At 39.0% G+C, this 10,288-nt stretch carries 5 protein-coding genes; 4 read left to right on the top strand and 1 reads right to left on the bottom strand.

The window, feature by feature from the left end; genetic code table 11:
* Nucleotides 1-18 precede the first annotated feature (18 nt).
* Nucleotides 19-1,395, top strand: a complete 1,377-nt coding sequence (argH, locus tag JCM10596_RS17690; protein ID WP_025028271.1) for an argininosuccinate lyase — start codon at nt 19-21, stop codon at nt 1,393-1,395.
* A gap of 408 nt (nt 1,396-1,803) precedes the next feature.
* Nucleotides 1,804-2,739, top strand: coding sequence for an aminoglycoside phosphotransferase family protein (locus tag JCM10596_RS17695; protein WP_025028272.1), 936 nt, complete (start codon nt 1,804-1,806; stop codon nt 2,737-2,739).
* Here JCM10596_RS17695 and JCM10596_RS17700 read toward each other — a convergent pair.
* A complete protein-coding gene (locus tag JCM10596_RS17700; RefSeq protein ID WP_025028273.1) occupies nt 2,736-3,725 on the bottom strand; it encodes a DMT family transporter in 990 nt (329 codons plus the stop codon). The genes JCM10596_RS17695 and JCM10596_RS17700 overlap by 4 nt on opposite strands.
* A gap of 219 nt (nt 3,726-3,944) precedes the next feature.
* Between JCM10596_RS17700 and JCM10596_RS17705 the strand changes: the two genes are divergently transcribed.
* Entirely contained in the window at nt 3,945-5,156 is a 1,212-nt protein-coding gene (locus tag JCM10596_RS17705) for a small-conductance mechanosensitive channel (protein ID WP_199900157.1), read from the top strand.
* Nucleotides 5,128-10,263 carry a diguanylate cyclase domain-containing protein gene (locus JCM10596_RS17710; protein WP_025028275.1) on the top strand — a complete coding sequence of 1,712 codons (5,136 nt, stop codon included), beginning with the start codon at nt 5,128-5,130 and terminating at the stop codon, nt 10,261-10,263. The genes JCM10596_RS17705 and JCM10596_RS17710 overlap by 29 nt, the downstream gene beginning before the upstream one ends.
* The last annotated feature ends 25 nt before the right edge of the window (nt 10,264-10,288 follow it).

Here is a 10,288-nt window from a genome sequence, read left to right on the forward strand (position 1 = left end):
AGGCAGGGGGAAATAGATATGTCAAAGCTTTGGGGTGGACGATTTACCAAGGAAACGAATCAATTAGTCGAAGAGTTCACAGCCTCCATCTCATTTGACCAGCAATTGGCCAAGGAAGATATTGAAGGAAGTATGGCTCATGTGACAATGCTAGGAGAGTGCGGGATTATTCCCACAGAGGATGCAGAAACGATTAAAAAAGGTCTGCAAACCATTCTAGCAAAAGTGGAAAAGGGAGAGGTTCAATTTCAAGTAGAACATGAAGATATTCATATGAATATTGAAAAGCTGTTAATAGATGAGATTGGTCCCGTAGGAGGGAAGCTTCATACAGGCAGAAGTCGTAACGATCAGGTAGCAACCGATATGCATCTCTATCTTCGTCATAAAACGGAAGAATTCATTCAGCTACTGACAAATGTTCAAAAAGCATTTCTCCAACAAGCAAGTGAGAATGTAGATACCATTCTTCCTGGGTATACTCATCTCCAAAGAGCGCAGCCTGTTTCCTTTGGACATCATCTGATGGCTTACTTTTGGATGTTTGAAAGAGATAAGGAACGTCTGCAAGACAGTCTAAAACGAGTGAACATGCTTCCACTGGGAGCAGGGGCGTTAGCTGGTACGACGTTTCCGATTAATAGAGAAAGAGTGGCAGAGCTTCTTCATTTTGAAACGGTTTATCCAAATAGCATGGATGCGGTGAGTGATCGTGACTTTATTCTTGAATTTCTATCCATTGCTTCTATCCTGATGACTCACATCTCTCGTTTATCAGAAGAGCTTGTGATTTGGTCAAGTCAGGAGTTTCAATTTATTGAGCTTGATGATTCCTTCTGTACCGGTTCTAGTATTATGCCGCAGAAAAAAAATCCAGATGTTCCTGAGCTGCTTCGAGCAAAGACAGGACGTGTGTATGGGAATCTCATAGGTTTACTAACCGTACTCAAAGGATTACCCTTGGCTTACAACAAGGATATGCAGGAAGACAAAGAAGGGATGCTTGATACGGTAGCAACCTTAGATGGCTCTCTCCGTTTGCTTGCACCGATGATTGAAACAATGCAGGTCAACAAAGACAAAATGAAACGAGCCGTAAAGGAAGACTATTCCAATGCAACGGATATTGCTGATTACCTTGTAACAAAAGGACTTCCTTTCCGTGAAGCGCATGAAGTGATAGGCAAAATTGTCCTGTATTCTATTCAGCACAAGAAGTTCTTATTAGAATTAAAAATAGAAGAATATCAACAGTTTAGTCCATTATTTGAAGAGGACATCTATCCGATTCTAGAGCCTGAGCATGTTGTAGCCGCTAGAAATAGCTTGGGTGGAACCGCTCCTAATCAAGTCCGAGCACAATTGAAGCTGGCTTACGAAAAGCTAGCAAAGTAAAAAGGATAATACAACAGTTAAACCTACAACGTTACATCTGTAACCTGTAGGTTTTTTTGTCCTGATATCGGAAAGTATATAATCTTTTGGTGTGAGCACCTTTATTTGTTTTGGTAAAATAGAAAAGAAATATGGAGTCGAACATTCTTAAGCAAATTTTTAAGGAAACGCTGGCAATCTTTTGTGGATAAGGATGGCAAGCTAGGCGGGGGAATACCTGTCCGAAATGGAAGTTAAGCGATGAGCGTTGGAATGGAGGATAGGTATTCCCCTGCCGTTCGTTGGAGGGATTAAGCTTCATAAAAAAACCAAAACAAAAAGGACTCGGCAAAGCCGAGTATTTCTTTTTTGTATATAATAAGAAATAAAGTACTTTATCAATTAAGAGGAAACAAAGAGGGATGTACAATGGAGTTTATTCGCAAAATAAAGGATTTGGATCTAGATGTTGATTCTGTAGAAGAACTAAAAGGCAGCTTTGCTTCAAAAATATATCGGATTCGTGCCCAAAATAAAGATAAGCAACCCCTCAGTCTCATTTATAAAATCTTTCAAGAAGGGCGTGATCAGGAAGTAGAAATATATCAAAAGCTATCTCAACATCTTGAAAAGTGGATGCCCCCTGTCCATGCTATGTTTTTGGAGGAGCCTAGATCCATTCTAATTGAAGATATGGGAGCCTCCTTAAAAGCAGAAAAGCATTCAGAGCAAGTAGAATACTACAATGTACAGCTTGTCCTGAAAGCTCTTGCTGATCTGCATAGTTCAAGCAGAGTAAAAGTGGAGAAGTGGATGACCGAGGGCTTGATCACTCCTTATCCGTATAGCGCTGAATGGGCAGTCTGGACTATAGAACAAATGAAAAGATTAAATGAATCCGACTCTATGTTTCAGGTAGATAAATGGCTTATGCCTCTGACTGAAAAGATAGAGCAATTTTATCCACAGTACCCATCAGCTATTCTGGCTCCCTTAACGGTGACACATGGAGATCCTCATTTGGACAATCTATTTGTTCATCAAGGACAAGCCATCTTTATCGACTGGGAATGGGTTCACGTCGCTTCTCCAGTAAGAGATATCAGCATTTTATTACAGGATTTTGACGAGGAAGCCATTCGCCAGAACATCATCGATGAGTACTATGATCTTCTGATGGAAAGCGGATATCCGCTAAAGAAAGAGCAGTACCATCATGATTTAAAATGGACTCTCTTTGATAACACACTTATGATGCTGGGCTGGGATATTGAATTGTATTTTATGAATCAATTAGAAAAAAAGAAACTAGAACGAAAGCTACAGTTTAAGCTGAAACACCTATTGGATTTCACCGATATTTAGACTGATTTCCCCCACTTCTTAGCTTGAACAGACCGAAGAACAGGGGAACCCGAATCTTTGGAATAAAAACTATAGAGCACCATTCCTCCCATAATAATAAGAAGACCTATTAATGCAATTCCTTGGGGGAGTGGGGTAGAAAGAAATAAAATTTCTCCTAGGATAACGAACAATACTTGAGTGGATTGTGTGGCTTCAACTGCCGCTAATTTTCCTTGATGCTCTCTTACTCGATCCGTGGCAACAAAAAACAAAATCGTAGCAATGACTCCAGAGCAGATTGCCACAACCAAGGACTGAATAAGTTGATCGGTTGAGGGAGGTCCTACTTGGACATACCCCCAAATAGAAAGAATAATCCAGAATGGAAGGCTCGCTAGTGTCATGCCGAATACCCGCTGGAAGGTATCGAGTCTTCCGCCACATACCTCCATCATTTTTCGATTTCCTAATGGGTAAGCAAAGGCTGCAAGCATAACAGGAAGAACACCGATGCTAATCATTCCCCATGTCAGATCCTGCGCTTGTTGTAGCTGAATCAGCACAACGCCAAAAAGAATCAAGCAGGATATAGCTAAAGCTTTCAAGGGGATTTTTTGTCTGACCTTACGTATACCATTAGCTGAAGGAACCTGTTGAAAAAAGAGAGGACTTAGTAATACACCTGCAACAATGGTGATCTGCCATGTTCCAGCCACTAACCAACCTGCTCCATAAGCGGCTGCATAGGTTAAAGGAGCATAAAACAGAACAAAGCCGACAAAGCTCCAGCCTAGCCAGTGAAAAGGTTGTTTACCAATTTCCTTCATAACCTGCATCATATTTTTTCTGAACAACACGATCAAAAATAAAAAAGGGAACATGAAGAGATATCTCAAAGAAGAACTCCAGATCCAGCTACCTCCTGCAAGTTCCATAGAGCGATTCAAAATAAAAGTGATAGCAAAAAACAAAGAAGCTAAGATGCCGATGGAGATTTCCTTCATACATACACACCTTTCATTCCTACAAAAATAAGTATGGTATAATATACCTTTCACTCATTATATTATATAAGAAGGCTGCAAGGAAAACCTATAGAAAAACATTCTATCATTTTTTTGCACATAAAAATCGACATATTTTTTCAATTATTTTCATTTTTCGATAAAAATAGCATGACTTGAACTGTATCGTCCCTTATACTAGGGATAGGGTGATACATAATGATGAAACAACTTGTAAAAGGGAAAAAAATGTTTTGGCTTGGCATGATTTTAATCATACTGCTCCCTTTGCTGGGAAGCTTGATTTCCAATAAGGGCTTACCTCCCGGCTTTGGAATCTTTCCTCCGCAAAAAGTAGCAGGTGAACCAGGGTTTAATCTCTATTATTTTCTATTTATTGCACTAGGAGAAACCGTTATCATTTTACTTATTTTATTTCCTGCTTTGTTTGGTTTTAAGAAGTTGTCCACAAGAAGAACGAATGACAAGACAGAATGTTTTCGCTATCCCTTGTGGTTTTGGTTAGGAAGCATCGTTTGTCTTGGGTCTTGGTTTGTCATGTGGGGAGGAGTTTCTCTTGGAGGACTTGAAATTTACACCTTTGTTCCTCTCTGGTGGGGATTTATTTGTGCACTTGATGGGATTGTCTATAAGAGAAGTAGAGGATACTCTCTGTTAGCAAGTCGTCCTAAATTAGTCCTACTCCTTAGTTTAACATCCATTTTCGGTTGGTATTTATTTGAGTACTTAAATTATTTTGTCAATGAGAATTGGTATTATCCCAATAACAAGCTTCTCTCCCCTGTTGGCAATGTGGTCTGGTATACATTAGCCTATACGACCGTTTGGCCGGCTATTTTTGAATGGTATTTGCTGTTACAGACCTTTGAGGGCCTGAAGAACAGATATACGAATGGACCTAAGCTGAATTTAACGAAAAAATGGGGCTTCATCATCATGCTTGGAGGAGCGTTATTAACATTTGGAACAGGTATTTTTTCTCATCTGCTCTTCTTTGGTTTGTGGATTGGTCCGCTTTTCATTTTATCAGGCCTGTTAATCTACAAAGGGTATTGGACGCCTTACAGTCCGATGGCTAAAGGGAACTGGAGCCCCTTTATTCTTATGGGGTTAGCTTCGTTATTTAATGGTTTTTTGTGGGAAATGTGGAATTATGGGAGTCATTATTTTAATCCAGACAGACCAACAAACCCTAATTTTTGGATCTATGATATTCCTTATGTTAACGTGATTAGAATTTTTTCAGAAATGCCTTTGCTAGGTTACTTTGGGTATTTGCCTTTTGGTGTTTTATGTTGGGTGTTTTGGTTATGGGCAGCTTATTTGTTTAATTTAGAACCGGATTTTGCATCAAAATTAAATAAACAAGAGGGATTGAAAAATGAGATTGATAGAGCAATTAGGTTATAGAACGGTTGAAACCTTATACCAGAGCTTAAACACGGTGGTCTATCGGGCAGAAAAGGATACGAGTGAAGCTGTCATTCTAAAGCTATTAAATGATGAGAATCCTGCTCCACACAAGATAGCCAGGCTCCAGTATGAATATAATATTCTATCAGAGCTTGCTATTCCAGGCGTGATCAAAGCCCGCTCTTTACTAAAATTAAATAAGGGCTACATTCTAGAGATGGAAGATACGGGAGGGATTCCTCTCTCTAAAGCCCCTGTCTTTCACTCTGGGCGGAATGTTCAGCACGATAGAGAAAGCCTAATCGAGAAGATTTATATTTTTATTGACTTAGCAAAAACTTTAGGAGAAATCCATCGTTGTCATATTATTCATAAAGATATTAATCCATCGAACATCTTAATCCATCCCGAAACCAATCAAATTCAATTTATTGATTTTGGGCTATCAACGAAGCGACAGTTGGAAAGCATAGAATTAAATATGATGAGTGTAGTAAGTGGAACATTAGCGTATATTTCCCCAGAGCAGACGGGGCGAATACGCAGACCTATTGATTATAGGGCTGATTATTATTCTCTTGGAGTTACCTTCTATGAATTGCTCACAGGAATCCTCCCCTTTCAAGAGAAAGATCCTCTAGAAATAATCTATTCACATATAGCCAAGAAACCACTCTCACCACACGAACTAGATTCAGACATTCCCAAACCTCTTTCAGATATCATCATGAAATTACTCGAAAAAATGGCAGAGCACCGTTATGGAAATATCTATGGACTGGTATCGGATTTAGCAACTTGTTTAGAACAGCTAGAAAAAAAAGAAAGAATTGAATCTTTTGCTCTTGGGACACAGGATGACAATGTTCATTTTCAGGTTTCACCTAAAATATATGGGAGAGAAGAAGAAATTCAGCAGATGATTCAAGCTTTTGATAGAGTGAAAAAAGGGTCCATGGAATTGGTCCTTGTTTCAGGTTTTTCAGGTGTGGGCAAGACTGCGATCATTGAACAGGTACACGAACCTATCTTACAGGCACGTGGCTTATTTATTAGTGGTAAATATGATCAATATAGCAGGGAAATTCCTTATAGTGCCATATTACAAGCTTGTAAAGAACTGCTAAGATATGTTTTGTCTCACTCTGATGAAGAAGTGGCTAAGTGGAGAGAGAGGATCATTGCTTCATTGCATCGAAACGGAAAATTATTGATCGACTTGCTTCCTGAATTAGAAAAAGTGATAGGACCTCAGCCAGATATTCCAGAGCTGACTCCTTCTGAAAATCAGAATCGTTTCCTTGTTACTTTTGGTAACTTTATTCACTCATTTACTGCTGAAGGAAGACCTTTAGCCATTTTTTTAGATGACTTACAATGGATTGATCAACCCTCTCTAGCTTTGATTCATTATCTACTGAACAGAGGGGATGTTCATCATTTACTTATGATTGGAGCTTATCGAGAAAATGAATTATTTGATGATCATCCTCTAGCGCGATCTCTTAATGAAGTTAGGCATTCTAAGGAAGTGATAGAACTCACCATTCGTCCATTAGAAAAAGATGAAGTGATTCAAATGGTTGCAGACACACTGCACATTGAGATGCAGGAAGCAGAATCACTTGCCGCTCTTATTTATCGTAGGACAGAAGGGAATCCTTTTTTCTCAATTCAGTTTTTACAAAGCTTATATGAAGAAGGTATGATCTATTATCAAGAAACGAGAAGAAAATGGGGCTGGGAATTAGGTCATATAAATCAAATGTTCATCAATGAGAATGTGGTTGATCTTATTATTCAGCGTATCAAAAAACTATCTGAAGAATCACAAGAAACTCTGGTTCTTGCTTCCCTTATTGGAAATGTTTTTACATTAAAGACCCTAGCGAAGGTTCAGCAAAGCCCTTCTTCGGTCATTATGAAAAAACTAATGCCTGCAATTGAGATGGGGATTCTTATTCCGATCACAAAGGATTATGATTTAGCCTGCATGGAGAATTCAGAATTGGATGTTGTTTTGAAATTCCATCATGATCGAATTCAACAGGCAGCGTATAGTTTTTTTGAGGAAGAAAAAAGAGAGGCTGCCCATCTTGATATTGCTCGTATACTGATCAAAGGGGCAACGGTCCATGAAATAGCGGAAGAGGCGATTCAAATTGCCAAACACTATAATCATGCTGTACATTTGATCACTTCCGATCAGGAAAAACAAAAGGTTGCTGAACTTAACTTTTTAGCTTGTCAAAAGGCAAAAGCTTCGACAGCGTATCATCAAGCTCTTAAATTTATCGAATCATGTGTTCACCTTTTGCCTAGTGAAGCTTGGCAGGAGCAGTATGAATTTATTTATAGAGCTGTTCATTTATATGCGGAATGTGCCTATCTCTGCAATGAATTTACTGTTGGTGAACAAATGACAAGGCTATTATTTCAACATGCTAAAACGGATATTCAAAAGGCACTTATTTATAAGATGCAACTAGAGCAATATGCTTTTTTTGGTCGAATGCAAGAATCAATTGAGTATGGAGTTTTAGCTTTAAAACAGCTTGGTTTTCACATCCCTTCGCGTCCTGGTAAAGCTCTCATTGTCAAGGAATTGATTAGCGCGAAGCTCAGGATCAGAAACAAAACGACGGAACAGCTTGCTACGTTACCACTAGCTAAGGACGAGAAAGTAATTCTGGCGATGAAAATCATGCTTAATTTTATTCCGCCCGCTTATCTAACTGGTAATGAGAATATGTTTGCATATGTCATTCTAAAGAACTTAAATCTTACTTTAACTCATGGGCTTATTCCTCAGACGTCAGCTATCTATATTGGCTATACTGTTTTGCTCGCTGGATTAGGTGATTTACGCGGAGCAGAACGGTTTGGAAAGCTTGCCATACGAGTCAGCGATCAGTCAGTAGATCAGCAATGGAGAGGAATGACCTGCGTTTTATATGGATTATTTAGTCATAGCTGGAATCATGATTGGTCGGACATGACGGAATGGTTCAGCAAATCGATTGAAGCAGGGCTTTCATCAGGTGAACATCTCTATATGTCTTTTAGTTGTGGATATGTTCATCAGTGGAATCCGAGGCTACAGATTCAGGAAGCCATTAATGAAAATAAGAAATACATCTCCTTAGTGAGAGAGTCAAAGTATAAGAATGCCATGAATGCTATGTTACTTCATCAGCATCGTTTCTTAAATTTTGCCGGCTATACCTCCTCTTCCTTATCCTTGAATACGGATCAATTTACCGAAAAGCATTGTCTGGATCAAATGAAGCAAGAGGGGTACTTATCAGGAGTGGCTATTTATTATATCTTTAAGAATCAAATTTTTTATATGAATGGAGAAATCGATCGGGCTTATGCTGCTTTAGTCGAAGCAGACCATCATATTAAGGCTTTAAGTGGTTCGCCATACATAGTAGAGTATCGTTTCTTCTCGCTTCTAACCCTGGTTGAGAAATATCGTGTGAGTGAAAAGAAGATAAGAAGAGGGATCTGGAATCGAATCAAAAAAGACGTTCGGCTACTTGATTCATGGGCCAAGCATTGCCCCGATAATTTCTTGGGTAAGAAGCTTATTGCAGAAGCAGAAATCATGTTGCTTCAAGAAAAGTATGATCAAGCGATTAAGCTATATGATCAAGCCATCCGAGAGGCGAATAAGAATGGGTACCTATGGGATGGTGCCTTAGCCAATGAACGAGCGGGAACTCTCTATATTTGCCGTGGAAATAATCGACTAGCTAAGATGTACCTGAAAGAGGCGGTTTACCTATATCAAATGTGGGGAGCTTCTGCGAAGGTGGAAGAAATCATGGGAAGATATCCCGCCTTGTTTACGAGAAGAATAAAGGATGAAAAATCGATTACCCTATCTACGACAACGACAACAGATACCGTGATTGAAGCTCTAGAATTATCTACAGTGATTAAGGCTTCTGAAGTGTTCTTAAATGAATTTCATTTCCCTTCTTTATTGAAGAAAATTATGATGGTCGTTTTGGAATACTCTGGAGCAGAAAAAGGATATTTGATCCTTAAGCAAGAGGAAACTTGGTCTGTGGAAGCAGAAAAAGATTCTTCAGATGGAGAGATCACTGTATTGCATTCCATGCCACTCTACCATTACGACAGTAAAGTAGCGAAGTCAGTCATACAGTATGTGTTGAGAACGGGAGAATGGGTTGTATTGGAACATGCTTCTAAAGAAAATAGCTATTTGCACGATCAATATATGAAAATGAATGATATTAAATCTCTCTTATGTCTTCCGATTATGAACAAAGGGACTTCCATTGGATTGCTGTATTTAGAAAATAACTTAGCTCCGGCTGTTTTTACTAAAGAAAGAGTCAAGATATTAGAGCTAATCTCAACTCAGATCGCTATTTCTATCGAGAATGTTAAACTCTATGCGCATTTAGAATCAACAAATCAGAAATTACAAGAATCAAAGGATCAATTGCAGAAGTGGAACTATAATCTTGAAAAAGAAGTGAAGAAAAGAACAGGGGAGTTAGAACAGGCGAATTCAAGATTAAAGGAACTCACCTATATAGATGGATTAACCAAAGCGAAAAATCGACGCTTTTTTGATCAGGTTTTTGTTCAAGAATGGGAAAAAGCGATTCAAAACCAGTCTAGTATCTCCATGCTGATGGTTGATATTGATCAGTTTAAAGAATATAACGATCGGTATGGACATCTGCAAGGGGATGATTGCATACGAGCCGTCGCTGCTCTTCTGGAGAGAGTCATGCGTGAGAAGGGAATTGTAGCTAGATATGGTGGAGAAGAATTCGCTATTATTATCCCTGTTCTGGACCAAGCTGAAGTCCAAGGGATGGCGGAAGAGATTCGTTCATCCATTGAAGGATATCGAATCCCGCATGAGAAATCCAGAGTGAGTCAGGTGGTAACCGTTAGTATAGGTATCGCGGGAATGATCCCTGACAAGAATGATTCGAGCCATCTTCTTTTACATCATGCTGACCAAGCATTATACCGCTCTAAGCTAGATGGGCGTAATCGAGTGACGGTGTATGGCAAGAACGAGATAGAATATGGGAAAGATAAACAGTATAGATAGAATACAGAAAAGAGCTTATAGAGGA

It is taken from the genome of Caldalkalibacillus mannanilyticus JCM 10596 (assembly GCF_000615945.1).
Taxonomy (GTDB): Bacteria; Bacillota; Bacilli; order Caldalkalibacillales; family JCM-10596; genus Bacillus_AT; species Bacillus_AT mannanilyticus.

Bases quoted from the DNA above. Each gene is read 5' to 3' on its own strand.
- JCM10596_RS17700 (WP_025028273.1), bottom strand. From the start codon at position 3,725: ATGAAGGAAATCTCCATCGGCATCTTAGCTTCTTTGTTTTTTGCTATC.
- argH (WP_025028271.1), top strand. From the start codon at position 19: ATGTCAAAGCTTTGGGGTGGACGATTTACCAAGGAAACGAATCAATTA.
- JCM10596_RS17695 (WP_025028272.1), top strand. From the start codon at position 1,804: ATGGAGTTTATTCGCAAAATAAAGGATTTGGATCTAGATGTTGATTCT.
- JCM10596_RS17705 (WP_199900157.1), top strand. From the start codon at position 3,945: ATGATGAAACAACTTGTAAAAGGGAAAAAAATGTTTTGGCTTGGCATG.
- JCM10596_RS17710 (WP_025028275.1), top strand. From the start codon at position 5,128: ATGAGATTGATAGAGCAATTAGGTTATAGAACGGTTGAAACCTTATAC.